The following is a 25881-nucleotide window of genomic DNA, read 5'->3' as shown; positions in this document are numbered from 1 at the left end:
GGCGGCTCACGCCTCCCGGCAGATCAGCAGCAGCGCCCTGTCGTCGTTCACGTCCTTCGCGACCGCCTCGATCAGATGCCAGGCCGCGCCGTGGAAGCCCCCGGCCACATACCGGTCGGCCTCGCCCGTCAGCCGGTCCATGCCCTCGGCGATGTCCCGGTCGGACGTCTCGACGAGTCCGTCCGTGAAGAGCATCAGGACGTCGCCGGGGCGCAGGACGCCTTTGACGGGGTCGAACTGCGCGCCGTCGTAGACGCCGAGGAGGGGGCCCTGCCCGGCCTTCTCCTCCCAGCGGCCGCTGCCCGCGCTGAGCTGGAGGCCCGGCGGGTGGCCCGCGGAGAACAGTTCGTAGTCGCCGGTCTCCAGGTCGAGGACGAGGTGGATGGAGGTCGCGAAGCCCTCGTCCCAGTCCTGGCGGAGCAGATAGCCGTTGGCGGCGGGCAGGAAGGCGTGCGGGGGCAGCGAGCCGAGCAGCCCGCCGAACGCGCCGGAGAGCAGCAGCGCCCGCGACCCGGCGTCCATCCCCTTGCCCGAGACGTCGGTGAGGACGGCCTCCAGGGTGCGGCCGCCGTTCGTGCGGGCAGCGACCACGAAGTCGCCGGAGAAGGACTGGCCGCCGGCCGGGCGCAGCGCCATCTCACGGTGCCAGCCGCGCGGCAGCTTCGGCAGCTTGCTCTGCACGCGGATGCGTTCGCGCAGGTCGAAGAGCATGGTGCCGCCGCCGCGCCAGGGGACGCCGACCCGGCTGCGGAACTGGGCGATGAGGAGTCCGAAGAAACCGCAGGCGGCGACCACCAGGACGACGCCGGGTGTGACGCGGGAGGCGCCTTCCGTGTACGGGCCGAGCCGGACGGACTCCACGATGAGGGCCACCGCCGACGCCGCGTAGAGACCGAGCAGGCTGGCGGGGCGCAGCAGCAGGCCGCCCGCGACGATGGGCAGGACGAGCGCGGCCGGTGAGAACCACACGTTGTTGACGATCGTGCAGAAGGTGATCACCGGCACGGTGAGGAGCAGTCCGGCCAGCGCGACCCAGTCGGAGCCGTCGCCGCGGAAGTAGTCGACCCCGGATTTGCGCAGCACGATACGGGCCCGGTGCACCCTCTTCTTCATCCGGGCCGTGAACGTGTCGGCTTCCGCGCGCCGTTCGCGGTGCGCGCGCCCTTCTCGTCGTACCACCATTGCTCGTGGACCTTATCCAGCGGGCCGCGTACTTCGCACGGGAGGTCCCGGTTGTCCCCCGTCGGAGGCGGGCCGCGGGCGTGGAAATCCTGTCGCACCGGGCGTATCGCCCTGGTAGGCATGGCATATGACGACAGACTTGCGCACGCTCGCGAAGACCGAATGGGACACCTGGTACGGGGCGTTGGACGTCGCGTTCGGCGGCGTGCCGGAGTCCCGGGAGGAGCAGGAGCTGTGGCACGAGCTCGTCGAGTTCGACCGGTCGATGGGCGTGTGGGACGGGGACGCCTGTGTCGGGGCGGCGGGGGCGTTCTCCTTCCGGATCTCCGTGCCGGGCGGCGCGCTGGTGGACGCGGCGGGCGTGACCATGGTGGGCGTCGCGGCGACGCACCGGCGGCGCGGGATCCTGACGTCGATGATGCGGCGGCAGCTCGACGACGTGCGCGCGCGGGGCGAGGCGCTGGCCGTGCTCACCGCGTCGGAGCCGGCCATCTACGGCCGCTTCGGGTACGGCGCGGCCACCCAGATACTGCGGGCCGACATCGACACGACCCGGGTGCGGCTGTCCGTCCCCGTCGGCACGGATGACGTATCTCTCCGGTACGCGAAGGCCGCCGATGTCCACGACGCGTGCGAGGCGCTGTACGCACGCCGGGTCACCGGGCGTCCTGGGATGCTGGCCCGGCAGCCGGGCTGGGAGCGGCTCGGGCTGCTCGACCCGAAGGAGGGCAGGGACGGCGCGTCACCGCTGCAGTGCGTGGTCGCCGAGCGCGCGGGGGAGCTCGTCGGCTATGTGCGGTACGCCATCAAGCCGGAGTGGGACACCAAGGGCCCCAAGGGCGTGGTGAGGGTGCGCGACATCGAGGCGCTCGACCCGGCGGCGTACGCGGCGCTGTGGCGGTTCCTCTTCGACATCGACCTGACGTCGTCGGTCGTCGCCCGGAACCGGCCGGTGGACGACCCGCTGCTCCAGCTCGTCTCGGACGTCCGCCGGTGCGACCTGCGGGTGGCCGACTCGCTGCACGTGCGGCTCGTCGAGGTGGGCGCGGCGCTGGAGGCGCGGACGTATCAGACGCCCCTGGACGTGGTGTTCGAGGTCGAGGACGCCTTCTGCCCCTGGAACGCGGGGCGTTGGCGGCTCACCGGCGACACGAAGGGCGCCTCGTGCGAGCGCACGGACGACGCGGCCGATCTCACCCTGTCCGTACGGGAGTTGGGCGCCGCCTACCTCGGCGGCACATCCCTGACGTCACTGGCGGGCGCGGGCCGGGTGCGGGAACTGCGCCAGGGCGCCCTGACCGAGGCCTCGGTGGCCTTCGGCTCCGACGTGGCGCCGTGGCTGCCGCACGGGTTCTAGGATCTGCCGGGCAGACGCTAGGCGGTTCGGGGCGACCGGGCCGCCTTCGGCCGGCGGGTGGCGAGGTAGAGGGCGATCAGCCAGCCGATGACCGAGGCGCCGAAGGCGAGGTTGATGACGAGGACCAGCCAGCGGTTCTCGGCGTCCCGGTTGAAGGCGATGAGGGACGGCAGCAGGAAGAAGGCGACGAAGAGCACGCCGATCGCGATGGCGATCGGTCCGTCGATCCATGTGGTGCCGAACATGCGAGAGCCCCCGTTGAGCCGGTGAAACTGGTGAAAGCGGTCAGTGGATCTTAAGCGGGGCAAAGGCCCGGGTCAGGCCGGGCGCTGGCAGGTCGGGCACCAGAAGAGGTTGCGGGCGGCCAGGTCGGCGGTGCGGATGTCGGTGCCGCAGAGGTGGCAGGGCTGGTTCGCCCTGCGGTAGACGTAGACCTCGCCGCCGTGGTCGTCGACGCGCGGCGGGCGGCCCATCGCCTCCGGGGTGTGCTCCGGCCTGACGGTGTCGATGCGGTTCAGCCGCACCCCCTCGCGCATCAACTCCACGAGGTCCGCCCAGATCGCGGTCCACCGCGCCTCGGTGAGGTCCTTGCCGGGGGTGTACGGGTCGATGCCGTGCCGGAAGAGGACCTCGGCCCGGTAGACGTTGCCGACGCCCGCGATGACCTTCTGGTCCATGAGGAGGGCGGCGACGGTGGTGCGGCTGCGGCAGATGCGGCGGTAGGCCTTCTCCGGGTCGTCCCCGTCCCGCAGGGGGTCGGGGCCGAGGCGGTCGTGTATCGCCCGCTTCTCCTCGTCCGTGATGAGGGCGCAGGTGGTGGGGCCGCGCAGGTCGGAGTAGTACGACTCGGTCTGCAGGCGCAGGCGGACGGTGTCCGTGGGGGGCGGGGCGGGGCACTCGCCGAGGGCGTACTTGCCGAAGAGGCCGAGGTGGATGTGGACCCAGCCGGTCTCGGCGAAGCCCAGGAAGAGGTGCTTGCCGTGGGCCTCGGCGCTGTCCAGCACCTGGCCGGTGAGGAGGGCGGCGCTGTCGGAGAACTTGCCCTGCGGGCTGGTGGCCCGGACCGGGCGGCCCAGGAAGCGTTCCCGGTGGTCGGCCGCCAGCCGGTGAATGGTGTGCCCCTCCGGCACGGTGTCCCTCCGGACGTGAGTACGGAGGGGCTGAGGATCAGCCCCTCCGGCGATTGAGGACGGGGTCCGGGGCAGGGCCCCGTGGCCTCGCTACGGCTGCGGGTGGTGCGCCGGGATCTCCGGCAGCTCGCCCGTCTCCTCGTACCGCGACAGCATCTCGATGCGGCGCGTGTGACGCTCCTCACCCGAGTACGGCGTGGCCAGGAAGATCTCGACGAACTTCGTCGCCTCTTCCTGGGTGTGCATGCGGCCGCCGATCGAGATCACGTTGGCGTTGTTGTGCTCGCGGCCGAGCGCCGCGGTCTGCTCGCTCCAGGCCAGGGCCGCCCGCACGCCCTTCACCTTGTTCGCGGCGATCTGCTCGCCGTTCCCGGAGCCGCCGATGACGATGCCGAGGGCCTCCGGGTCCGCGGCGGTCTTCTCCGCGGCGCGCAGGCAGAACGGCGGGTAGTCGTCCTGGGCGTCATAGATGTGGGGCCCGCAGTCGACGGGCTCGTGGCCGTGGCTCTTGAGCCATTCGACCAGGTGGTTCTTGAGTTCGTAGCCGGCATGATCCGAGCCGAGGTACACGCGCATGGGACCGAGTGTGGCATGTCGCGGGGCGGGTGGCCGCGAGCGGGCAGGACCTTGATCTTGTCGAGATCTCCCCGGAATCACTCCGGACGGGACCTTGGTCCAGGCCATTGGCCGGAATACAACGATCCGGATTCAGGACTTCCGTCCCGTTCGCCCCTGAGTTTGAATGCGGGGGCTCGTGACCCGAGAACTTAAGGATTCGTCCATGACCTCGCAACCCTCCCTTGCGAAGGCAGACAGCAGCCCCGCATCCCCTGGGGATCCGCAGTCAGGCCAGAGTGGTGACACCGGCGACGGCCTCAAGGCGGGTCTGAAGAACCGCCACCTCTCGATGATCGCCATCGGCGGCGTGATCGGCGCCGGCCTCTTCGTCGGCTCCAGCTCCGGCATCGCCGCCGCCGGGCCCGCGATCCTGATCTCGTACGCCCTCGTCGGCACGATGGTCGTCCTCGTGATGCGGATGCTCGGCGAGATGGCCGCCGCCCGGCCCGCCTCCGGCTCCTTCTCCACCTACGCGGACCAGGCGCTCGGCCGCTGGGCCGGATTCTCCATCGGCTGGCTGTACTGGTTCTTCTGGGTCGTCGTGCTCGCCGTGGAGGCCACCGCCGGCGCCGTCATCCTCAACGGCTGGATACCCGCCGTCCCGCAGTGGGGCTGGGCGCTGATCGTGATGGTCGTCCTCACCGCGACGAACCTCGTCTCGGTGGGCTCGTACGGCGAGTTCGAGTTCTGGTTCGCCGGGATCAAGGTCGTCGCCATCGGCGGCTTCGTCGTCATCGGTCTGCTCGCCGTCTTCGGGCTGCTGCCCGGCTCCGACAACCCCGGCGCCGGATTCGCGCACCTCACCGACGCGGGCGGGTTCATGCCCAAGGGCGCCGGCGCCATCCTCACCGGTGTACTGATGGTCGTCTTCTCCTTCATGGGCAGCGAGATCGTCACCCTGGCCGCGGGCGAGTCCGAGGACCCGCAGCGCGCCGTCACCAAGGCGACGAACAGCGTCATCTGGCGCATCGGCGTCTTCTACCTGGGCTCGATCTTCGTCGTCATCACGCTCCTGCCGTGGAACGACAAGTCGATCACCGAGCACGGCAGTTACGTCGCCGCACTGAACTCGATCGGCATTCCGCACGCCGGCCAGGTCATGAACGTCATCGTCCTCACGGCCGTGCTCTCCTGCCTCAACTCCGGCCTCTACACCGCCTCCCGCATGGCCTTCTCGCTCGGCCAGCGCGGCGACGCGCCCAAGTCCTTCGCGCGCACCAACGCGCGGGGCGTGCCGATGGCCGCGATCCTCGGCTCCGTCGTCTTCGGTTTCGTCGCCGTCTGGTTCAACTACCAGTGGAAGGACACCGTCTTCGACTTCCTGCTCAACTCCTCGGGCGCGGTGGCCCTCTTCGTGTGGCTGATCATCAGCTTCACGCAGCTGCGGATGCGCGGGATCATCCTGCGCGAGGAGCCGGAGAAGCTCGTCGTGAAGATGTGGCTCTTCCCGTACCTGACGTGGGTCACGATCGCGATGATCTCGTTCGTGCTCGTCTACATGCTGACCGACGAGGCAGGACGCAAGCAGGTACTGCTCTCGCTCCTCGCCGCCGCCTTCGTCGTCGTCTTCTCGCTCGTCCGCGAGAAGGTGCGGCCCCGGACGGCCGCCTGACCTGAATTCCGGTGGAGCGCCGGGACAGTTGACGACGGGTGTTCACGTCTGTGAGGGATGCTCTCCCTGTCAGACGAGACACCCGTCTCAACGTATGCAGGCAGGGCGGCGGTCGGACGCCGCCCGGCCGCTCAACGGAGGCTCCCGTGGACTTCACCGCACAGCGACTCGTGTTCCGGCCGGGCGATCCCGGATACGACGAGGAACTCGCCGGCATGCAGACCGGCTTCGCGACGCGGCCCGCCATCGTCTTCGGCGCGGAGAGCGCCGACGACGTCGTCGCCGCGGTGTCGTACGCCGCCGGGGCCGGCCTGCCCGTCGGCGTCCAGGCCACCGGGCACGGCGTGCCGGGCGCGTCGGAGGGCGGCGTCCTGATCAGTACGCGGCGGATGGACTCCGTGCGCGTCGACCCCGAAGCGCGCTCCGTCACCGTGGGCGCCGGTGCCCGCTGGGGCCAGGTCGTCGAGGCCGCGGTCGGGCACGGCCTCGCCCCGCTCAACGGCACGGCGCCGAGCGTGGGCGCCGTCTCGTACACCCTCGGCGGCGGACTCGGCATCCTCGGCAGGGAGTTCGGATACGCGGCCGACCACGTCCGCTCGCTCGACGTCGTCACCGCGGATGGCGTCCTGCGCCACGTCACGGCGGACAGCGACCCCGAGCTCTGCTGGGGGCTGCTCGGCGGCGGCGCGAACCTCGGCGTCGTCACCGGGCTCGAGATCGGTCTGGTGCCGGTGGCCAGGCTGTACGGCGGCGCTCTCGCGTTCGACGGCGGCGTGGTCGACCCGGCCGCCGTGCTGCGCGGCTACGAGCAGTGGACGCGGACCCTGCCCGACGAGGTGACCTCGTCGCTCGCGGCGCTCGTCTACCCGGACCTGCCGCAGCTCCCGCCGCATCTGAAGGGCCGCTACCTCCTCCTGATCCGGGTCGCCTCCACCGGCTCGGCGGCCGACGGCGAGCGGCTCGTGGCACCCCTGCGGGAGATCGGCCCCACCGTCTCGGACACGCTGCGCGAGATGCCGTACGCCGAGAGCCCCTCCATCCACGGCGACCCGGACTTCCCGCACGCCTTCTACGGCGACAACGTGCTCCTGAGCGAGCTCGACGTCGACGCGGCCGCCGACGTCCTCGCGCTCGCCGGGCCCGGCGCGGCCACCATGCACGTCCTGCAGCTCAACCACCTGGGCGGAGCCCTGGCCCGGCCCGCGCGGAACGCGGTGCCCTACCGCGAGGCGGGCTGGCTCCTGCGGCTCCTGTCGCCGCTGGACGGGACGGACGTCGAGGCCCAGCGGAAGGTGCACGCGGAGGCGTTCGGGCTCCTGGCACCGCAGACCCTGGGGCGCTCCCTGAACTTCGTCTTCGGCGGCAACGACCGGCCGGAGGGGCTGTACGACCCGGAAACGCTGAAGAGGCTCGCCGCGTTGAAGGCCACGTACGACCCGGCGAACCTCTTCAGGCGGAACCACAACGTCGGTTAGACGCCCGCTGTCAGCGGTCGAGGAGCTTCCACGCCGTGGGCAGCGCGCCCATCGCGAGCGCGGCCTTCAGGGCGTCGCCGATCAGGAAGGGCGTGAGGCCGGCGGCGACGGCCTGGGTCAGCGACATGCCGGTGGCGGCGGCCAGGTACGGGACGCCGACCGCGTAGATGATCGCCGAGCCGAGGACCATCGTGCCCGCCGTGCGCAGCACCGAGCGGTCGCCGCCGCGGCGGGCCAGCGCGCCCACCACCGTGGCGGCGAGCAGCATGCCGAGGACGTAGCCGAGGGACGGGGCGGCGACGCCGGAGCCCGCCTGGGCGAACCACGGCATGCCCGCCATGCCCACGAGGGCGTACAGCGCGAGCGACAGGAAGCCGCGGCGGGCGCCCAGCGACGTGCCGACGAGCAGCGCGGCGAAGGTCTGGCCGGTCACCGGCACCGGGGAGCCCGGCACGGGCACCGCGATCTGGGCGGCGATCCCGGTGAGCGCGGCGCCGCCGAGCACGAGCGCCGCGTCCTTCACGCGGGACGCGGGCAGCAGGTCCGCGAGGACCTGGCCGGGACGGGTGGTGGCAGCGGCGATGCTCATCGGGACTCCGCGGGGACGTGGGCAGGTGGGGAACGCGTCGACGCTATCCCAGGCGGTGGCGCGGGAACACGGTCATCGGCCGACAACCCGGGGGCGGGGCCTTGGTGGGCTCCGTACAAAGCGGTGCTCGTACACCTCGGGCGGCGTGACGCTCGTCACGGAGGTCGGCGGGTGGGTGCCCCGTTTTGCGCGAGGGGCGGCCGCCCGGGGAGACTGTGGAGTCCCGCCAAAGTCCTGTGACCCCGAGAGCAGCCTGAGCACCATGCACGACGCACCCCCCGACCGCTCGGTACCCGGCACCGGGGGCATGCCGGAGACGGTGTCGGAGCCGCTCTCCGGCGGCCTCAAGCAGCGTCACCTCACCATGCTCGGGCTCGGCGGCGTCATCGGCGCCGGACTGTTCGTGGGGTCGGGGGCGGGGATCTCGGTCGCGGGCCCCGGCATCGTCGTCTCGTACCTGATCGCGGGCGCGCTCGCGATGTGCGTGATGCGGATGCTCGGCGAGATGTCGGCCGCGATGCCCGCCTCGGGTTCCTTCTCCGTGCACGCCGAGCGCGCGCTCGGCCGGTGGGCCGGGTTCAGCGTCGGCTGGCTCTACTGGTTCCTGCTCGTGGTCGTGCTCGCCGTGGAGGCGACGGGCGCCGCGCAGATCGCGCACGGCTGGGCGCCCGCGGTGCCGCAGTGGGCCTGGGTGCTGATCTTCATGCTGGTCTTCACCGCGGCCAACCTCGCCTCGGTGAAGAACTTCGGCGAGTTCGAGTTCTGGTTCGCGGCCCTGAAGGTCTTCGCGATCGTCGCGTTCCTGGTCCTCGGGCTGCTCGCGGTCTTCGGCGTGCTGCCCGACACGGACCCGGTGGGCCTCACCCACCTCACCGGGCAGGGCGGCTTCCTGCCGAACGGCTGGGAGGGCGTCGTCTCGGGCGTCCTCGCCGTCGTCTTCGCGTTCGGCGGCCTGGAGGTCGTGACGATCGCGGCCGCCGAGTCCGACGACCCGGTGCGCTCGGTCGCCCGCGCGGTGCGCAGCGCGGTCTACCGCATCCTCTTCTTCTACGTCGGGTCGATGCTCGTCATCGTGACGGTGCTGCCCTGGACGGCGCAGCGGGCCGGTGCCAGTCCGTATGTGACGGTCCTCGACTCGATCGGAGTGCCGTCGGCCGGGACCATCATGAACATCGTGGTGTTCGTGGCGCTGCTCTCCGCGCTCAACGCCAACCTCTACGGCTCGTCCCGGATGGTCTTCTCGCTGGCGGAGCGCGGCGAGGCGCCGAAGGCCCTGTTGAAGGTGTCGGGCGGTGGGGTGCCGCGCCGCGCGGTCCTCGCGTCCGTCGCCTTCGGCTTCGTGTCGGTCGTCCTCAATCTGAAGTGGCCGGACTCCGTCTTCCTCTACATGCTCAACTCCGTCGGGGCGGTGCTCCTCTTCGTATGGGCGCTGATCGCGGTCTCGCAGCTGCGGCTGCGCAGGCGCATCGAGCGGGAGGCCCCTGAGCGGCTCGTGCTGCGGATGTGGGCGTTCCCGTATCTGACGTGGGCGGCGCTGGCCGCGATGGCCGCCGTGCTCGGCCTGATGCTGACGGACGAGGGGGCGCGGCCACAGCTGCTGTGGTCGGCGGGGGCGACGGGGCTCGTCCTGGCGATCGCGGGGCTGCGGGAGTGGCACGCGGCACGTGTGAACGGCAGATGAACTTGTTGTGCGCATTTCTTCACGACGTGTGAGCGTCGTGTCCGTATAGCGGTCAAGTGTTCCCTGTCAGCGGTACCGGACCTCAGACTGTGGGCCGCTCGCTCCCCCGTCTCGGCTACTGAACAGGGCACGCCCATGTCTCGGACGTCCACCCAGCAGGACGCAGCACCCGAAGAGGTCCCCAAGGCCGACTCGCCGCTCGTGCACGGCCTCAAGCAGCGGCATCTTTCCATGATCGCTCTCGGTGGCGTGATCGGGGCCGGTCTCTTCGTGGGGTCCGGGGCGGGCATCGCCGCGGCCGGCCCCTCGATCGTCCTCGCCTACGCGCTGTCCGGCGCGCTCGTCATGCTCGTGATGCGCATGCTGGGCGAGATGTCGGCCGCGAACCCGGCGTCGGGCTCCTTCTCGGTCCACGCCGAGCGGGCCATCGGCCCGTGGGCGGGCTTCACCGCGGGCTGGGGCTTCTGGTTCCTGCTCTGCGTCGCTGTCGGCCTGGAGGGCATCGGCGCTGCGGAGATCATGGTGGGCTGGTTCCCCGACACCGAGAAGTGGATGTGGGTCGCCCTCTTCATGCTGGTGTTCTGCGGCGCGAACCTGACGGCCGTGAAGAACTTCGGCGAGTTCGAGTTCTGGTTCGCCGCCCTCAAGGTCGGCGCCATCACGCTCTTCCTCGGCATCGGCGCCCTCGCGATCCTCGGCATCCTGCCGGGCTCGGACGTCCCGGCCCCCGGCACGGCCCACCTCACCGGTGAGGGCGGCTTCATGCCGAACGGCACGGACGGCCTGATCATCGGCCTCCTCGCCTCCGTCTTCGCGTACGGCGGCCTGGAGACCGTCACGATCGCCGCCGCCGAGTCCGAGAACCCGGTCAAGAGCGTCGCCAAGGCCGTGCGCACGGCAATGTGGCGCATCGCCGTCTTCTACGTCGGCTCGATGCTCGTCGTCGTCACGCTGCTGCCGTGGGACAACAAGGAAGTCGTCGCCAAGGGCCCGTACGTCGCCACGCTCGACCACCTGGGCATCCCCGGCGCCGGCGAGATCATGAACGTCATCGTCCTGGTCGCCCTGCTCTCCGCGATGAACGCCAACATCTACGGCGCCTCGCGCATGTCGTACTCCCTGATCGAGCGCGGCCAGGGCCCGAAGGTGCTCGGCCGCGTGTACAGCGGCGTCCCGCGCCTGGCCGTCCTCGCCTCCTCGGTCTTCGGCTTCGTCTGCGTCCTGCTCAGCTACTGGAGCCCCGACGACGTCTTCCCCTGGCTGCTCAACATGATCGGCGCGATGATCCTGGTCGTCTGGATCTTCATCGCCGTCTCGCAGCTGATCCTGCGCCGCAGGACGGAGCGCGAGGCTCCGGAGACGCTGGTCGTGAAGATGTGGGGCTTCCCGTTCCTCACCTGGGTGGCGCTGGCCGCCATGGCGTACGTCTTCTACCTGATGACCGACCAGCCGGACACGCGCAAGCAGCTGCTCGCCACGGGCGCGCTGACGCTGGGGCTCGCCGTGATCGGGTTCGTGCGGCAGAAGATGGCGGAGAAGCGGGCGGCGGCCGCCTAGGGCGTCGCAGCCCGAGACGAGACGTACGAGAAGGCCCCGGACCTCGTGGTCCGGGGCCTTCTCGCGTCCCGGTATTCCCCTGCGGACCTAGGACGAAGGGCTGATCAACTTCTCAGGGTTCCTGCTGCTAGCCTGCACTTGCGAGATAGTTGCAATAAGTTGGGCAACACAACAGCGCACCACAGCAGAGCAGCAGTCGGAGGGCTCGGACTCATGGCCATTTACACGCTTCCTGAACTTCCGTACGACTACGCGGCGCTCGAACCTGTCATCAACCCGCAGATCATCGAGCTGCACCACGACAAGCACCACGCGGCGTACGTGAAGGGCGCGAACGACACCCTTGAGCAGCTGGAGGAGGCTCGCGACAAGGAGACGTGGGGCGCCATCAACGGCCTGGAGAAGAACCTGGCCTTCCACCTCTCCGGTCACATCCTGCACAGCATTTACTGGCACAACATGAACAGCCCGAAGGACGGTGGCGGCGGCGAGCCGCTGGCCGCCGACGGTGTCGGCGACCTCGCGGACGCGATCACCGAGTCCTTCGGCTCCTTCGCCAAGTTCAAGGCCCAGCTGACCAAGGCCTCGGCGACGACGCAGGGCTCCGGCTGGGGCGTGCTCGCCTACGAGCCGCTCAGCGGCCGCCTCATCGTCGAGCAGGTCTACGACCACCAGGGCAACGTCGGCCAGGGCTCGACGCCGATCCTGGTCTTCGACGCCTGGGAGCACGCCTTCTACCTGCAGTACAAGAACCAGAAGGTCGACTTCATCGAGGCCATGTGGCAGGTCGTCAACTGGCAGGACGTGGCGAAGCGTTACGCCGCCGCGAAGGAGCGGGTCAACAGCCTGCTGCTCGCCCCGTGAGCCAGGGCTGTCGTCCGCTCCCCCGGCTGACAGCCCGTGAAGATCCTGCCTCGTGATCGTCTTCTCAACCTTCACCGAGGCAGGTGAATGAAGGAAAGGCCCCCGTGAGGACGTGACTCACGGGGGCCTTTCGGTACGCGCCGGCCGCCGGAGCGGCCCCGGATCAGTCGAAGATCGGGCCCTGGGTGCGGGTCCGCTTGATCTCGTAGAAGCCCGGGGTCGACGCCACGAGCAGCGTGCCATCCCAGAGCTTCGCCGCGGCCTCGCCCTTGGGGGCCGGGGTGACGACGGGCCCGAAGAAGGCGACCTGGCCGCCGTCGGCGCCGGGGACGGCGATGACGGGCGTGCCGACCTCCTGGCCGACCTTGTCGATGCCCTCCTTGTGGGAGGCGCGCAGCTCCGTGTCGTAGGCGTCCGAGTCCATGTAGTCGACGAGGTCGGCGGGCAGGCCGACGTCCTCCAGGGCGCCGACGACGGCCTCGCGCGTCGCGCCCTCGCCGCGGTTGTGGAAGCGGGTGCCGAGCGCGGTGTAGAGCTTGCCGGTGATCTCGTCGCCGTGCTTCTGCTGGGCGGCGATGACGACGCGGACGGGACCCCACGCCTGCGTGGCCAGCATCTCGCGGTACTCCTCGGGCAGCTCGTCGAGCTTGTCCTCGTTCAGGACGGCGAGGCTCATCACGTGCCAGCGGACCTCCACGTCGCGGACCTTCTCGACCTCGAGCATCCAGCGCGACGTCATCCACGCCCAGGGGCACAGCGGGTCGAACCAGAAGTCGACGGGGGTCTTGCTGCCGTTCTCGGACATGTCTCTCCCTAGGGAATCCGTTCGCATCTGGCCGGGGAAACGTCAGTGGCGCACCGGGGCATTCCCGGATGTCGGCCGCAGACGGCACATGCGAGGATCGTAGACATTCGTACGAGTCACGTGAGTCATGCGAGTCGAGTCGACTCGTGCCGATCATGCGAATCACAGTCATGCGAGTCACAAGGGAGTGCCGCCCGTGCCCGGTGAGAATCTGTCCCGCGACGAGGCCCGCGAGAGGGCCGCGCTGCTCTCCGTCGAGGGTTACGAGGTCTTCCTCGACCTGCGGTCGGCGGTCGGCGAGAGCGGTCAGGAGCCGCGCACGTTCCGCTCGGTCACCACGATCCGGTTCCGCAGCGCCGAGCCGGGCGCCGCGACCTTCGCGGACCTGATCGCGCCGAGCGTCACGGCCCTCTCGCTCAACGGCAAGGACCTGGACCCCTCCGAGGTCTTCGACGGCACCAGGATCACCCTGGAGGACCTCGCCGAGGAGAACGAACTGGTGGTGGACGCCCAGTGCGCCTACAGCCGCACCGGTGAGGGCATGCACCGCTTCGTCGACCCGGAGGACGGCGAGGTCTATCTCTACACGCAGTACGAGCCCGCGGACTCCCGCCGCGTCTTCGCCAACTTCGAGCAGCCCGACCTGAAGGCGCCCTACCGCTTCTCGGTGCAGGCCCCCGAGGGCTGGACCGCGTGGTCCAACGGCGTGGGCGAACTGTCCGACGGAGTGTGGCGGTTCGCCGAGACGAAGCCGATCTCGACGTACATCACGGCGGTCGTCGCGGGCCCCTATCACTACGTCACCGATTCCTACACCCGCGTCCTCGACGACGGCACCCGCCTGGAGATCCCGCTCGGCGCGATGTGCCGCAAGGGTCTCGCCCCGCACTTCGACGCCGACGACGTCTTCCTGGTCACCAAGCAGGGCCTGGACTTCTTCCACGACAACTTCGACTACCCGTACCCCTTCGGGAAGTACGACCAGGCGTTCGTGCCGGAGTACAACCTCGGCGCCATGGAGAACCCGGGCCTGGTGACCTTCCGCGAGGAGTTCATCTTCCGCGGCAAGGTGACCCAGGCGTCGTACGAGCGCCGGGCCAACGTCATCCTGCACGAGATGGCCCACATGTGGTTCGGCGACCTCGTCACCATGCGCTGGTGGGACGACCTGTGGCTCAAGGAGTCCTTCGCCGACTTCATGGGCTCCTTCTCGATGGTGGAGGCCACCCGCTTCACCAACGGCTGGATCACCTTCGCCAACAACCGCAAGGCCTGGGCCTACCGCGCCGACCAGCTGCCCTCCACCCACCCGGTCACGGCCGACATCCGCGACCTGGAGGACGCCAAGCTCAACTTCGACGGGATCACGTACGCCAAGGGCGCCTCGGTGCTCAAGCAGCTCGTGGCGTACGCGGGCCGTGACGCGTTCCTGGAGGGCGCCCGCCGCTACTTCAAGCGGCACGCGTACGGCAACACGGTCCTCGGCGACCTCCTCTCGGTCCTGGAGGAGACGTCCGGGCGCGACATGGCTTCCTGGGCGCGGTCCTGGCTCCAGACGGCCGGCGTCAACACCCTGACGCCGCAGGTCATCCTGAACGCGGAGGGCCGGATCACCGAGCTCTCCGTCCTCCAGGAAGCCGCCGAGTCCCACCCCGAACTCCGCCCGCACCGCGTCGCCGTGGGCCTCTACCACCGGACGCCGGACGGCGACCTGGAGCGGTACGCCCGCGCGGAGATCGACGTCGACGGGCCGCGCACCGTCGTGGCCGAGCTGGCCGGGGAGGCCGCGCCCGAGCTCGTCCTGGTCAACGACGACGACCTGACGTACTGCAAGGTCCGCTTCGACGAGAACTCCCTCGCCACCCTGCGGGACCACCTCGGCGACATCACCGACCCGCTGGCCCGCGCCCTGTGCTGGTCGGCGCTGTGGAACCTCACGCGGGACGGCCTGATGCCCGCGCGCGACTTCATCGGGCTCGTGCTCCGCTTCGCCGGGCGCGAGAGCGACATCGGCGTGCTCCAGATGCTCCACGCGTGGGTGCGGTCCGCCCTCACGCACTACGCCGCGCCCGAGTGGCGCGAGGAGGGCGGCCGCGCGCTCGCCGAGGGCGCGCTGCGGGAGCTGCGGATCGCGGCGCCGGGCAGCCAGCACCAGCTGACGTGGGCGCGGTTCTTCGCCGCGGTGGCGTCGTCGCCCGCCGATCTGCAGCTGCTGCAGGGGCTTTTGGCGGGCAGCGCGAAGATCGACGGTCTGGACGTCGACCAGGAGCTGCGCTGGGCGTTCCTGAACCCGCTGGCCGCGCACGGCGCCGCCGACGAGGAGGTCCTCGCCGCCGAGCTGGCCAGGGACGACACTGCTTCCGGCAAGCGGCACCAGGTGCGGTGCCTGGCCGCGCGGCCCTCGGCGGCCGTCAAGGCGCAGGCCTGGGCCTCGGTGGTCGAGTCCGACGCGCTGTCCAACGCGCTGGTCGAGGCGACCATCTCGGGATTCACGCAGCCGTCGCAGCGTGAGCTCACCGCGCCGTACGCGGCGAAGTACTTCGCCGCCCTCGAGCGGGTGTGGGCGGAGCGGTCCATCCAGATCGGCATGGACGTGGTGAAGGGCCTCTTCCCCCATCTGCAGGGTGACGCGGCGACGCTCGCGGCGGCGGACGAGTGGCTCGCCGCCCACGAGGGGGCCGCGCCGGCCCTGCGCCGCCTGGTCCTGGAGGCGCGGGACGACCTGGCCCGCGCGCTGCGGGCACAGGCGTGCGACGCGGGGGCCGCGGCCTAGGACACGCCCTGGGTCACCCGAGGAGGTGCGGGCGTTCCACGGTGCTCCCTGGGCACGGTGGGGCGCCCGCGGGCGCAGGTCAGGGGGGCCGGTCTGCGCGGACACTCATCGGCTGTCGAACGCCCGTGCTTTAGGGCGAGCTTGTCCGGGTTTGTCGACGGGCTTGTAACAGCGGTTAGCGGGGTGACCGGGCGAGGAACGACCGGGTCATGAACTACAACACCCCGCTCTCCCCCCTCCCTCTCCCCCTGCCGCTCCGGCACCTCGCCGACGCCCGGCCCCGCGTCATGAGCACCGCCCAGCTCGGCGAGCACGGCGTCTCCGCGGCGGACGCCGGGGCCCACTGCCGTCCCGGCGGCCCCTGGCAGCAGCTGCTGCCGGGCGTCTGCCTGCTGCACCCGGGGCCGCCGACCAGCGAGGAGCGGCTGCACGGCGCGCTGCTGTACGCGGGGCGGCCGCCGGCCAGGCAGGCCGGGGGCGTGCCCGCCCAGCCCCGCGCGGGCGAGCCGCACGCCGCGTACGCGGACGCGATGATCACGGGCCTCGCCGCGCTCGCCCTGCACCGCTTCGCGTCCGCTCCCCCGCTGCTCTCCCTGGACCGCATCGACGTCCTGGTGCCCCGCACCCGGCGCCTGCGTTCGGTCGGCTTCGCCCGGCTCGTGCGCACCTCGGCGATGCCGACTCCGCAGCAGGTCACGGGGGTTCCGGTCGCGCCCGTGCCGCGGGCCATCGCCGACGCCGTGGCGCGGCTCTCCGAGGCGGGTGCGGTGCGCCGGCTGCTCACCGAGGCGGTGCGCGGCGGGCACTGCGAACCGGCCGCCGTCGTGCGGGAGTTGAACCTCGCCCGGCTGCTGACCCGGCCGCACGTGGTGGACGCCGTCGACTCGCTGCTCGCCGAGGGGCGGGCCATCGCCGAGGACCGGCTGTACCGGATGGTCGACGATTACGGGCTGCCCGCCCCGTTGTGGAACGTCGACCTGCGCCTGCCCGGCGGTCCGCCGCTCGGCGGTGTCGACGCCTACTGGCCCGACCAGGCCGTGGCGGTGGAGCTGGACACGCGGGCCCCTCGCCAGGGCCTCCGGCAGGACGACGACATGCTGTGGTCCGAGTACGTCCGCAAGCGGGAGCACCTGGAGCGGCTCGGCATCACCGTCGTCCACATCACCCCGAAGAAGCTCAGGGACTCGGCGGAGCAGCAGGCCACCGTGGTGCGGACCGCGTTGATGGCGTCGACGGACCGTGAGCCGGCGGCGTATGTCGCGGTGCTGCCCCGATGACACGTGGGACGGGAGCCGTCGGACAGTGAACGACGGCTCCCGGCGGCTCCCGGCGGGCCTCAGTCACGTCCGCAGAATTCCGCCTCCATGACCGGGATGAAGTCCGCACCGGGACCGTTGAAGTTGAACGCCATCGCGTGGCGGCCGTCCGCCGTCGCCATGGCCACGGACTCCGAGCCGTGGATGTCACCGCCGTGGCCCCAGACGACCGTGCCGCAGGAGGTGGTGACGGGTTCGATGCCGAGTCCGTAGCGTCCGCCCGGCTGTTCCCCGCCCTTCGGGACGGTCGTCTTCATCTCGGCGAGCTGCTTCTTCGGCAGGAGCCTGCCGCGCAGCAGTGCCGTGTAGAAGCGGTTGAGGTCCGCCGAGTCCGAGATCATGCCGCCGGACGCGCCCGCCACGGACGGGTTGAGTTCCGTCACGTCGTGGTGCGGGGCGCCGGGTGCGTCGGAGAATTTCGTGTACGCCCGTGAGCTGGGCCGCGGCAGGGTCGGCTTCGTGGCGGGGGCCGACGTGGCGCGCAGGCCGAGCGGTTCGATGACGCGCTGTTCGATCTGCCGGGCGTACGGCGTGCCGGTGACCTTCTCGATGATCATGCCCGCGAGGATGTAGTTGGTGTTGGAGTACTTCCAGGCGGTGCCGGGGGCGAAGTCCGGTTCGTGGCGCATGGCGATGGCGACCTGCTGCCGGGGTGTCCAGGTGTCGTAGCGGTGGTCGAGGAACTCCTCGGTGAAGACCCGCTGCCGGAAGCCTTTGTCGGCCGTGACGTTGAAGATGCCGCTGGTGTGGTTGAGGAGTTGGCGGACCGTGATGCGGTCGCCGTCGTGGCCGTTGCCCTCGACCACGCCCGGCAGCCACCGTCCGACCGTGTCGTCCAGGGAGAGCCGTCCTTCGGCGGCCAGTTGGAGGAGGACGGTGGCGACGAAGGTCTTGGTGATGCTGCCGACGCGGTAGTGGTCATGGGCCCCGCGGGGCGTGCCCCGGTCCAGGTCGCCGATGCCCGCGGCGGCGTTCCACGGGCCGCGCCGGTCCGTGGCCTGCGCCGTCACCCCGGGAACGTCCTCGCTCAGGGCCGCCTCCATCGCGCGCAGGGTCTCCCGGTGCCGGTCCCCGCTCCCGGGGGCCGCGACCGCCGCGGGTGCCGCGAGCGCGCCCGCCACCGCCGCCGCGGCCAGCGCCGCCGCCACACCGGTCCGCCGTCTCCTGAGTACCGCCATGTCCGTACCGTCCCTCCGGTCGCCTCGGCAGGGCTTCGCCGCCCTTGGCCGGTGGGACCCGTGGCCCGTGGCGGCGGGTTGAGCGGCGTCCCGGGGGTTGGGCGGGTTTCAGCCCTTCCGCAGCACCAGTTCGGTGTTGCGGTCGCCCGCCTCGCCGCCCAGCGCGGGCTTCGCGCCGGGCGCGTTGAAGGACAGTTCGCGGTAGAGCGCGGCCAGGCCGGTCTGCGAGAGGTCGGTGAAGTCCGTGCGGTGCGGGGCGGCGGATTCGATGAGCGTGGTGAAGACGGAGACCGTGCCGTCGTGGTTGTCGGCGATCTCCACCACCCGGGCGAGCTGCGGGAAGTCGATGTGCGAGGCGGTGGACACCTCCCAGAAGGACCCGTGCGGGGTCTGGTGCGGGGTGATCCTGTTCTTGTGGCTGTGGCCGTTGACCCAGGCGAGGACGGAGCGGTACCGGCCGAGCAGCGAGACGATCTCGTCGCCGCCGTGCCGGGCCTCGCCGGGGCGTGCCGGGTCGTGGCGGAGGTTGCGCATGGTCCTGCTGGTGTGGTGGCTGAAGACGACGACGTACGACGGGCCGCCGGCGCGCCGCTCGTTGGCCTTGAGCTCGCGTTCCAGCCAGCGGAGTTGGGCGGTGCCGAGGGAGCCTTCGTAGTGGCCGCCGGGGTCGGTGGTGTCGAGGCTGATGCCGAGCACGTCGTCGCTGACGCGGAAGGAGTAGTACTGGGTGGCGGCGGCGAGGTTCTGCTGGGTGTAGCCGTGGCCGTGGGGGCCGGTGTGGGCGGGGTCGAGGTGCGCCTGGAGGTACTCGACGGGGGTGAAGGGCGCCCGGGACGGGTCAGGCGTGACGGACCGCATCCGCCGCTTCTCGCTCCGCAGGAGCTCCTTGAACTGCGCGCCCTTGGGGTCACGGCCCTTCTTGACCGCCTTCCAGAGGGCGGCTCCGCGCGACTCGTCGAGGGACATCAACTTCTTTCCCCCGACGGCGAAGTCGGTGAAGTACGAGTTCTTGGGCGCCCAGCAGCCGCCGGGGAGCGCGTCGTGGTTGCCGACCGTGGAGTACCAGGGCAGGCCGAGGCCGGGGCTGTTGACCTCGCGGATCGCGGCGTCGAGGAAGCCGTGCAGGTGCGGGAAGCCGAGCCGCTTGTCGGCGTCGCGCAGGGTGTCGTCCGGGTGCCAGTACAGCTTGAGGCCGCTCGCCTGCACGCCCTCGTACCGGCGCGGGTCGCCCGTGTTGGGGGTGATGCGGCCGCCGTTCATCACCTTGAGGAACCAGTCGAGCTCGGCCTTGGAGTTGTTGTCGGTGTTGTCACCGGTCGTCACGACGCAGTGCAGGGGCGCGCCGGTGGCGGGCGCGCCGCGCAGCGCGTTGACGCGTTCGACGAGGGCGACGGCGCCCGCCACGGACAGGGACTCGTGGGGCCGCCAGGCGCTCGCGGTCTGCGCACGCAAGTACTCGTACCGCAACGGGTGCTGGACGTCGACGAGGTGCAGGTCGGTGAATTGCACGAAGGCGGCGAGCGGGGTCCGCCGCTCCTCGCGGCCCGCCCCGGCCGCCGCGAGGTCGCCGCGCACGACGCGCGGCCAGGCGGGCCCGTCGCCGAGCCGCCGGTAGCCGGTGGTGCCGTGCGGGGCGGCGACGGTGAGCAGGGTCGTGCCGTTCTTGTACGGCATGAGGGGTGCGGCGGGCGCCGGGCGGGAGCGCGGGACGGTGGCGTGGCCCGCGGGTGCGGCGTTCCCGGAGCCGGCGCCGGGACCCATCGCGTAGCCGACGCCCGCGGAGAGGGTGACCGCTCCGGTGGCGGCGAGGAACGCGCGGCGGTCGAGTCGGGCGGCGGCGCCGGCCACGGCGGAGGCCGCGTGGGCCGTCGCGCCGGCGGTTGCGGTGACTGTTGCGGTGGCGACAGAGCGTATGCGCGGCATGCGCGGTCTCCCCGAGTGCGAACGCGTCGGCAGTGGTCGCGGTCGCCCCGGCCCGACTTGCGGCCTGCGGACTTCCGCTCGTACTGGATCGTTGGCATCCGGAATGGCCTGCGCGTGAACGAGACGGCAACGGGCAGCGCCGATCACCGTACGTGGATCACCCGGCACCCTGCGCGGTCATGCACTCCTCTCCGACCGGAGAGGAAGCGGTCACTCCACGTTCACCTCGCGGGGAAGGGAAGGCTCCGGGGGAGGTCAGCGCGCCGGGCCCGAGGCGCGGCCGTGTCCGTCGGCCGGGCGGCGGCGCCACAGTTCCAGACCGATGTCGACGAGCCCGACGCGGTCGAGGTCCGGCACGCTCGCGAGGGGGTGCCAGGCCGCGAGGTCCGTGGACCCGTCGGTCTCGTGGCGCAGTTCGCCGCCGGTGACGCGCCCCTCGTACACGATCCGCAGTCCGTGGAAGTCGGCGACGGCGCCGAGCCTGCGCGGGTAGCGGCGGCGCAGCGAGTCGATGCCGAGGAGCGTGACGGGCTCGACGACATAGCCGGTCTCCTCGTCGGCCTCGCGGATCACGGTGTCGTAGGGGTCCTCCCCGTGGTCCATGCCGCCGCCGGGCAGCGTCCAGCGTTTGCTGCCGTCGCCCGCCACCCAGCGGGCCAGCAACACCTGCCCGTCGCGTACGCATACGGCGTAGGCCGCCACCCGGAGTTCTCTCTGCACAGGTTGACGCTAGGCGGTTCTTCCTTTGCCCGTCGTTCATCTGCGAGTTCGCCGTGGCTTGTCGCGCAGTTCCCCGCGCCCCTTCCAGGGGCGCAACCGCTCCCCATGTCCCCCTATAGCCGCCCATGTCCTCGATGGCGCATGGCGGAATTGCGTCACGCCCTGATCACAGCTCGGACAACTCTCCCCAAACAGCTGTCACTTGCGTAAGGCTGAGCGGTCATCCGGCCCCGCATTCCGGAACTCTTCGGAAGCCCGGGGCCGGGTCGCCCCTCCTTCCCGACCTTCACGCACAGGGATGCCGATGCCCAGATCCAGTTCCAGCGCCAGACGCGCGCCCCGTCTCGCGATAGCCGTCGGTCTCACCGCCGCGCTCTGCGCGACCGGGGCCGTGCCCCTCGCCTTCGCGGCGGACGAGACCCCCGTCCCCGCCCCCAAGTCCGCGGGCGGCAAGCTCGGTCCGGCCGACGCCGACCTGCTCGCCGACGCCAAGGCGGAGGGCGAGAAGACCGTCACGATGATGGTGGCCACCGCGCCCGGCGCCACCGAGCAGGTCGCCGACCAGCTCGACGCCGTCAAGGGCGGCTCGGTCGGCCGCACCTACGACAAGCTCGGCTACGTCCGCGCGACCGTGCCGACCGGCAAGGCCGACGCGGCGATCAAGTCGGCCGCGAAGCTGTCGTCGGTGCACGCCATCGACCTGCGCCACGAGATCGAGCTGGACGACCCGACCCCGGCCGCCGACCGCGCCGAGGGCGGGAAGACCGCCGCCCGCGGGACGTACCCGGGCCCGGACAAGAACACCCCGGCGGACAACCCGTACAACCCGGCCGCCGAGACGGGCGCCGTCGACTTCGTGAAGAAGCACCCGAAGGCGGACGGCCGCGGCACCACCATCGGCATCCTCGACTCCGGCGTCGACCTCGGCCACCCCGCGCTGAAGAAGACCACCACCGGCGAGCGCAAGATCACCGACTGGGTGACCGCGACCGACCCGATCGTGGACGCGGACGGCACCTGGCGCCGCATGACCAACCCGGTCACCGGCCCCACCTTCACCTGGGACAGCGAGACCTGGCAGGCCCCGGCGGGCTCCTTCCAGGTCAACCGCTTCCGCGAGTCGGCCACCACCGGCGGCGACGCCAAGGGCGACATCAACCGCGACGGCGACACCACCGACAGCTGGGGCATGCTCTACGACCCGGCCGCCGGCACCGTCCGCGTCGACCTGAACAACAACAAGGACTTCACCGACGACGAGGTGATGAAGCCGTACAAGGACGGCCACCAGGTCGCCTACTTCGGCAAGGACGACCCGGCGACCGACATCGTCGAGCGCGTCCCGTTCGTCGTCGAGATCCGCAAGGACGTGCCGACCGACCCGTACGGCGGCGACTGGGTCGGCAAGAAGGCCGACTTCGTCAACATCGGCGTCATCGAGTCCGAGCACGGCACGCACGTCGCGGGCATCACCGCGGCCAACGGCCTCTTCGGCGGCAAGATGAACGGCGCCGCGCCCGGCGCCAAGCTCGTCTCCTCGCGCGCCTGCACCTGGACCGGCGGCTGCACCAACGTCGCGCTCACCGAGGGCATGATCGACCTCGTGACGAAGCGCGGCGTCGACATCGTCAACATGTCGATCGGCGGCCTGCCGGCCCTCAACGACGGCAACAACGCGCGCGCCGAGCTCTACACGCGCCTCATCGACACCTACGGCGTGCAGCTGGTGATCTCCGCGGGCAACTCGGGCCCCGGCGCCAACACCATCGGCGACCCCAGCCTGGCCGACAAGGTCATCTCGGTCGGCGCCGCCATCTCCAAGGAGACCTGGGCCGCCAACTACGGCTCCCAGGTGGAGCGTCCGTACGCGATGATGCCGTTCTCCTCGCGCGGCCCGCGTGAGGACGGCGGCTTCGCGCCGGTCATCTCGGCGCCCGGCTCGGCCATCAACACCACCCAGACCTGGCTGCCGGGCTCCCCGGTCGCCGAGGCGGGCTACAAGCTCCCGGCCGGCTACTCGATGCTGCAGGGCACCTCGATGGCGTCCCCGCAGGCCGCGGGCGCCTCGGCGCTGCTGCTCTCCGCCGCGAAGCGCGAGAAGGTCGACCTCACCCCGGCGAAGCTGCGCACCGCGCTGACCTCGACCGCGGACCGCATCCGCGGTGAGCAGGCGTACGCCCAGGGCACCGGCCGCATCAACGTGGTCGACGCCTGGAAGGCCATCGAGGACGACGCCAAGGCCCACACGTACACGGTGAAGGCCCCGGTCGACACCGCCCTGGAGCAGGAGCTGAAGAAGCCCGGCACCGGCATCTACGACCGCGAGGGCGGCCTGAAGGCCGGCCAGAAGCGGACGTACGACGTCACGATCACCCGCACCTCGGGCCCGGTCCGCTCCATCAGCCACGAGCTGGACCTCGTCAACAACCACGAGAAGACCTTCCGTCTGCTCGGCGACGACGACATCAAGCTGCCGCTGAACAAGCCGATCACCGTCAAGGTCCAGGCGAAGGCCAAGTCCGCCGGCCTGCACAGCGCGATCCTCACCGTCGACGACGAGCGCACCGAGGGCATCGACCAGCAGGTCATGTCGACGGTCGTCGTCTCGGCGCCGCTCGCCAAGCCGTCGTTCACCTTCTCCGCCGAGGGCACGGTGCAGCGCAGCGCCCCTCAGTCCTACTTCGTGACGGTCCCCAAGGGCGCCAAGTCCCTTGAGGTCTCCCTCAGCGGCCTGAAGGACAAGAGCCAGACCCGCTTCATAGCGATCCACCCGTACGGCGTCCCGGTCGACTCCACCTCGTCGATCGTCTGCTACCCGAACTACGAGAACCCGGCCAACACCTGCCGCCCCGACCTGCGTTCGTACGCGGAGCCGCAGGCCGGTGTCTGGGAGATCGAGGTCGAGTCGCGCCGTACGTCGCCGCTGCTCGACAACCCGTACAAGCTGAACGTCGCCGCGCTCGGTGTCGACTTCGACCCGGCCGTGCAGACGCTGCCGGAGGCGAAGGTCGGCACGCCCGCGCCCGTCTCCTGGAAGGCCACGAACAACTTCGCGGCCGTCGACGGCAAGCTGAAGGGCGGCTCGCTCGGCTCGTCCAAGTCGGCGCGGCCCGGCATCAAGCAGAACGAGACGCAGACCACCGAGGTCGTCGTGCCCGCGGGCGCGGAGCGTCTCGACGTCGCCATCGGCTCCCCCGCGGACGTCGCCGCCGACCTGGACCTCGCCGTGAAGAAGGACGGCCAGGTCGTCGGTTCGTCGGCGGAGGGCGACTCGGAGGAGACCGTGAGCCTGAAGAAGCCGGCCGCCGGTACGTACACGATCGAGGTGACGGGCTACTCGGTGCCGTCCGGCTCGACCGCGTACGACTACCGGGACGTCTTCTTCTCGGACGCGCTCGGCCAGGTGACCGTCGACGAGTCGAAGCCGGTGAAGCTCGGCAACGGCGCCTCGGCGCAGGTCGAGGCCAAGGTCGAGGCGAAGGCCCCGGCCGCCGCGGGCCGTGAGCTGTTCGGCGAGGTGTCCCTGCTCAACGCGGGCGGCACGGTCGCGGGCAGCGGCAGCGTGAAGGTCGAGAAGGTCACGCCGTAACGGTGTGCGCCTGAAGTACCGCCGGTCGGGCTCTGCCGAGCCCGACCGGCTCTTTTCGTTCCCCGCATCATTCCCCGCAGCGGGTCTTCGCCGCACCCGGCAGGGCCTTGAGGACCGTGCGGCGCAGGCTGTCGCGGTCCTTGCCCACGGCCCAGTTGTCGGGCTGGGCCCCGCCCCGGGGGATGGTGATCAGGACGCGGTCGCCGGCCTTCAGACGCGGGTCGACGTCGTGGTCCATGGGGAAGGTGACGGTGCCGTCCCCCGTCCTCGGCTTGTAATAGCGGGTCACGTCGAGCGTGACCCGGTCCCGCGCGGCGCCGGGCACCGCGTCGACCGCCGTGACCGTGCCCTCCACGATGAGCCGCGAGCACGCGACGAAGCCCTCGGGGGTGAGGTCCGCCTCCGCGGAGCCCCCGGCGTCCCCGTCCCGCTGCCCCTCCTGCTTCCCGTCCCGCTGCTGGCCGGACGCGGCACCCTTCGCCCCGTCCGCGTCACTGCTCGTCCCCTGCCCGGCGTCCACCGCCAGCCAGCCGAGCCCGCCGACCACGACGGCGGCCACCGTCGCGGCGACCGCGCCGAGGGAGACCGTGAAGCGGTGCCGGGCCGCCGCGCGCGAGGGCCTGAGCGGAACGGCCTTCTCCGGCGGGGCGGGGCCGGCCGCCAGCGCGTCGCCCACGGCCCCGAGCCGCTCCCTCAGCAGGGCGACGTCCGCGACGGCCGCCGCGTGGGCGGCCACGAAGTCGGGGTCGCGCAGCGCCTCCCCGGGCACGGGATCGTCCGTGATCGCGAGCATCAGCGCGTCGAAGTCCTCGTCCCGCACCGTCACACCACCTCCCCTTCGTGCAGCCGCGCCCGCAGGAGCCGTACCGCCGTGTGCAGTCTGCTCTTGACCGTGCCCTCCGGGATGCCGAGCTCGTCGGCGATGGCCCGGACCGGCAGGTCGGCGTAGAAACGCAGGACGAGGACCTGCCGCTGGGCGTCCGGCAGCTCGCCGAGGCCCTGGGCGACGGCCAGCGAGGTGGCCCGCGCCTCCGCGCCGTCCTCGTCGGTGGCCTCCCGCCACAGGACGGCGAGCCGCTCGCCGAGCCGCTCCTGCCTGCGCCGGGCCCGGTGCCAGTCCATGGCCAGGTTCGACGCCACGACGGCGGCCCACGCGGACACGTCACGCGGCGCCTCGCGCCCGTCCGCGGCCCGCTCCAGAAGCTTCAGCCGCACCTGCTGCACCCCGTCCGGCAGATCGGCGTGCGGCACCCCGCCGAGCGCGAGCACGGCCCGCACCCGGTCCTCCTGGGCCGCGTCCAGCGGGTCCGCTCCCCCGGCCCCCGTCTGCGCACGGCGCGTTTTTCTGCGCAGCAATGTGCCCCTCCCCTCCCCGCGTTTCCCCTAGGACGCCCCGGGCGTGCGAAACGTTCACGGCGGCGCACGGCGAATGTGGCGTCCCGCACCTCGGACAATGGATTGGACAAGGCGGCCCTGGACAGACGCATCATGGAGCCACCCCCCACAGACCGG

20 protein-coding genes are annotated in these 25881 nt (G+C 71.3%); 9 read left to right on the top strand and 11 right to left on the bottom strand.

Going from position 1 to position 25881, the window contains the following annotated elements; all coding sequences use genetic code 11:
* Positions 1-6: 6 nt before the first annotated feature.
* The gene (locus ACZ7LU_RS31130) at positions 7-1182 is read right to left on the bottom strand and encodes a PP2C family protein-serine/threonine phosphatase (protein WP_398297788.1); all 1176 of its coding nucleotides are present in this window, start codon (positions 1180-1182) and stop codon (positions 7-9) included.
* 127 nt (positions 1183-1309) lie between these two features.
* On the opposite strand from ACZ7LU_RS31130, the gene ACZ7LU_RS31125 reads away from it, so the two are divergent.
* A complete protein-coding gene (locus ACZ7LU_RS31125; RefSeq protein WP_471918634.1) occupies positions 1310-2539 on the top strand; it encodes a GNAT family N-acetyltransferase in 1230 nt (409 codons plus the stop codon).
* A 17-nt stretch (positions 2540-2556) separates the two neighbouring features.
* On the opposite strand, the gene ACZ7LU_RS31120 is transcribed toward ACZ7LU_RS31125, so the two are convergent.
* From ACZ7LU_RS31120 to ACZ7LU_RS31110, 3 genes are all read right to left on the bottom strand, one after another.
* Positions 2557-2784: a superinfection immunity protein gene (locus ACZ7LU_RS31120; RefSeq protein ID WP_398297792.1), complete on the bottom strand. Its 228-nt coding sequence runs from the start codon at positions 2782-2784 to the stop codon at positions 2557-2559.
* A gap of 72 nt (positions 2785-2856) precedes the next feature.
* On the bottom strand, positions 2857-3669 hold the full coding sequence (locus tag ACZ7LU_RS31115; RefSeq protein ID WP_471918633.1) for an Fpg/Nei family DNA glycosylase: 813 nt from the start codon (positions 3667-3669) through the stop codon (positions 2857-2859).
* A gap of 90 nt (positions 3670-3759) precedes the next feature.
* Positions 3760-4245 (bottom strand): ribose-5-phosphate isomerase, encoded by a 486-nt coding sequence (locus ACZ7LU_RS31110; RefSeq protein WP_398297796.1) that lies wholly within the window; start codon positions 4243-4245, stop codon positions 3760-3762.
* 205 nt (positions 4246-4450) lie between these two features.
* On the opposite strand from ACZ7LU_RS31110, the gene ACZ7LU_RS31105 reads away from it, so the two are divergent.
* Both ACZ7LU_RS31105 and ACZ7LU_RS31100 read left to right on the top strand, forming a co-directional pair.
* A complete protein-coding gene (locus ACZ7LU_RS31105) occupies positions 4451-5899 on the top strand; it encodes an amino acid permease (protein WP_471918632.1) in 1449 nt (482 codons plus the stop codon).
* 215 nt (positions 5900-6114) lie between these two features.
* Positions 6115-7374 carry an FAD-binding oxidoreductase gene (locus tag ACZ7LU_RS31100; RefSeq protein ID WP_468083915.1) on the top strand — a complete coding sequence of 420 codons (1260 nt, stop codon included), beginning with the start codon at positions 6115-6117 and terminating at the stop codon, positions 7372-7374.
* Between the two features lie 10 nt (positions 7375-7384).
* Here ACZ7LU_RS31100 and ACZ7LU_RS31095 read toward each other — a convergent pair whose 3' ends face one another.
* Entirely contained in the window at positions 7385-7963 is a 579-nt protein-coding gene (locus tag ACZ7LU_RS31095) for a biotin transporter BioY (RefSeq protein ID WP_398297800.1), read from the bottom strand.
* 262 nt (positions 7964-8225) lie between these two features.
* On the opposite strand from ACZ7LU_RS31095, the gene ACZ7LU_RS31090 reads away from it, so the two are divergent.
* From ACZ7LU_RS31090 to ACZ7LU_RS31080, 3 genes are all read left to right on the top strand, one after another.
* A complete protein-coding gene (locus ACZ7LU_RS31090; protein WP_471918631.1) occupies positions 8226-9644 on the top strand; it encodes an amino acid permease in 1419 nt (472 codons plus the stop codon).
* Between the two features lie 135 nt (positions 9645-9779).
* On the top strand, positions 9780-11201 hold the full coding sequence (locus ACZ7LU_RS31085; RefSeq protein ID WP_468560446.1) for an amino acid permease: 1422 nt from the start codon (positions 9780-9782) through the stop codon (positions 11199-11201).
* A gap of 213 nt (positions 11202-11414) precedes the next feature.
* Complete coding sequence (locus ACZ7LU_RS31080; RefSeq protein ID WP_362339562.1) at positions 11415-12065, top strand: superoxide dismutase; 651 nt, start codon at positions 11415-11417, stop codon at positions 12063-12065.
* A gap of 163 nt (positions 12066-12228) precedes the next feature.
* On the opposite strand, the gene ACZ7LU_RS31075 is transcribed toward ACZ7LU_RS31080, so the two are convergent.
* Complete coding sequence (locus ACZ7LU_RS31075) at positions 12229-12870, bottom strand: mycothiol-dependent nitroreductase Rv2466c family protein (protein ID WP_468082959.1); 642 nt, start codon at positions 12868-12870, stop codon at positions 12229-12231.
* A gap of 196 nt (positions 12871-13066) precedes the next feature.
* On the opposite strand from ACZ7LU_RS31075, the gene pepN reads away from it, so the two are divergent.
* Positions 13067-15643 (top strand): aminopeptidase N, encoded by a 2577-nt coding sequence (gene pepN / locus ACZ7LU_RS31070; protein WP_471918630.1) that lies wholly within the window; start codon positions 13067-13069, stop codon positions 15641-15643.
* 209 nt (positions 15644-15852) lie between these two features.
* Positions 15853-16920 carry a hypothetical protein gene (locus tag ACZ7LU_RS31065; protein WP_471918629.1) on the top strand — a complete coding sequence of 356 codons (1068 nt, stop codon included), beginning with the start codon at positions 15853-15855 and terminating at the stop codon, positions 16918-16920.
* 59 nt (positions 16921-16979) lie between these two features.
* Here ACZ7LU_RS31065 and ACZ7LU_RS31060 read toward each other — a convergent pair whose 3' ends face one another.
* The 3 genes from ACZ7LU_RS31060 to ACZ7LU_RS31050 form a co-directional block, all read right to left on the bottom strand.
* Positions 16980-18137, bottom strand: coding sequence for a serine hydrolase domain-containing protein (locus ACZ7LU_RS31060; RefSeq protein WP_468716784.1), 1158 nt, complete (start codon positions 18135-18137; stop codon positions 16980-16982).
* A gap of 108 nt (positions 18138-18245) precedes the next feature.
* The gene (locus tag ACZ7LU_RS31055) at positions 18246-20060 is read right to left on the bottom strand and encodes a TIGR03767 family metallophosphoesterase (RefSeq protein ID WP_471918628.1); all 1815 of its coding nucleotides are present in this window, start codon (positions 20058-20060) and stop codon (positions 18246-18248) included.
* Between the two features lie 255 nt (positions 20061-20315).
* A complete protein-coding gene (locus tag ACZ7LU_RS31050; RefSeq protein WP_471918627.1) occupies positions 20316-20780 on the bottom strand; it encodes an NUDIX hydrolase in 465 nt (154 codons plus the stop codon).
* Between the two features lie 304 nt (positions 20781-21084).
* Between ACZ7LU_RS31050 and ACZ7LU_RS31045 the strand changes: the two genes are divergently transcribed.
* Positions 21085-24369: a S8 family serine peptidase gene (locus tag ACZ7LU_RS31045; protein WP_471918626.1), complete on the top strand. Its 3285-nt coding sequence runs from the start codon at positions 21085-21087 to the stop codon at positions 24367-24369.
* Between the two features lie 67 nt (positions 24370-24436).
* On the opposite strand, the gene ACZ7LU_RS31040 is transcribed toward ACZ7LU_RS31045, so the two are convergent.
* Positions 24437-25195, bottom strand: a complete 759-nt coding sequence (locus tag ACZ7LU_RS31040; protein WP_471918625.1) for a hypothetical protein — start codon at positions 25193-25195, stop codon at positions 24437-24439.
* Positions 25192-25725: an RNA polymerase sigma factor gene (locus ACZ7LU_RS31035; protein WP_468082949.1), complete on the bottom strand. Its 534-nt coding sequence runs from the start codon at positions 25723-25725 to the stop codon at positions 25192-25194. The genes ACZ7LU_RS31040 and ACZ7LU_RS31035 overlap by 4 nt, the downstream gene beginning before the upstream one ends.
* Between the last annotated feature and the right edge of the window lie 156 nt (positions 25726-25881).

Source organism: Streptomyces sp. NPDC039462, from assembly GCF_055639375.1.
Note: the sequence above shows the minus strand (reverse complement) of the source record. Positions and strands in the feature narration are given on the sequence as shown.

What these genes read in the sequence shown, in the direction of transcription:
- ACZ7LU_RS31130 (WP_398297788.1), bottom strand. Translation starts at nt 1,182, where the DNA reads ATGGTGGTACGACGAGAAGGGCGCGCGCACCGCGAACGGCGCGCGGAA.
- ACZ7LU_RS31125 (WP_471918634.1), top strand. Translation starts at nt 1,310, where the DNA reads ATGACGACAGACTTGCGCACGCTCGCGAAGACCGAATGGGACACCTGG.
- ACZ7LU_RS31120 (WP_398297792.1), bottom strand. Translation starts at nt 2,784, where the DNA reads ATGTTCGGCACCACATGGATCGACGGACCGATCGCCATCGCGATCGGC.
- ACZ7LU_RS31110 (WP_398297796.1), bottom strand. Translation starts at nt 4,245, where the DNA reads ATGCGCGTGTACCTCGGCTCGGATCATGCCGGCTACGAACTCAAGAAC.
- ACZ7LU_RS31105 (WP_471918632.1), top strand. Translation starts at nt 4,451, where the DNA reads ATGACCTCGCAACCCTCCCTTGCGAAGGCAGACAGCAGCCCCGCATCC.
- ACZ7LU_RS31100 (WP_468083915.1), top strand. Translation starts at nt 6,115, where the DNA reads ATGCAGACCGGCTTCGCGACGCGGCCCGCCATCGTCTTCGGCGCGGAG.
- ACZ7LU_RS31095 (WP_398297800.1), bottom strand. Translation starts at nt 7,963, where the DNA reads ATGAGCATCGCCGCTGCCACCACCCGTCCCGGCCAGGTCCTCGCGGAC.
- ACZ7LU_RS31090 (WP_471918631.1), top strand. Translation starts at nt 8,226, where the DNA reads ATGCACGACGCACCCCCCGACCGCTCGGTACCCGGCACCGGGGGCATG.
- ACZ7LU_RS31085 (WP_468560446.1), top strand. Translation starts at nt 9,780, where the DNA reads ATGTCTCGGACGTCCACCCAGCAGGACGCAGCACCCGAAGAGGTCCCC.
- ACZ7LU_RS31080 (WP_362339562.1), top strand. Translation starts at nt 11,415, where the DNA reads ATGGCCATTTACACGCTTCCTGAACTTCCGTACGACTACGCGGCGCTC.
- ACZ7LU_RS31075 (WP_468082959.1), bottom strand. Translation starts at nt 12,870, where the DNA reads ATGTCCGAGAACGGCAGCAAGACCCCCGTCGACTTCTGGTTCGACCCG.
- ACZ7LU_RS31065 (WP_471918629.1), top strand. Translation starts at nt 15,853, where the DNA reads ATGAACTACAACACCCCGCTCTCCCCCCTCCCTCTCCCCCTGCCGCTC.
- ACZ7LU_RS31060 (WP_468716784.1), bottom strand. Translation starts at nt 18,137, where the DNA reads ATGGCGGTACTCAGGAGACGGCGGACCGGTGTGGCGGCGGCGCTGGCC.
- ACZ7LU_RS31055 (WP_471918628.1), bottom strand. Translation starts at nt 20,060, where the DNA reads ATGCCGCGCATACGCTCTGTCGCCACCGCAACAGTCACCGCAACCGCC.
- ACZ7LU_RS31045 (WP_471918626.1), top strand. Translation starts at nt 21,085, where the DNA reads ATGCCCAGATCCAGTTCCAGCGCCAGACGCGCGCCCCGTCTCGCGATA.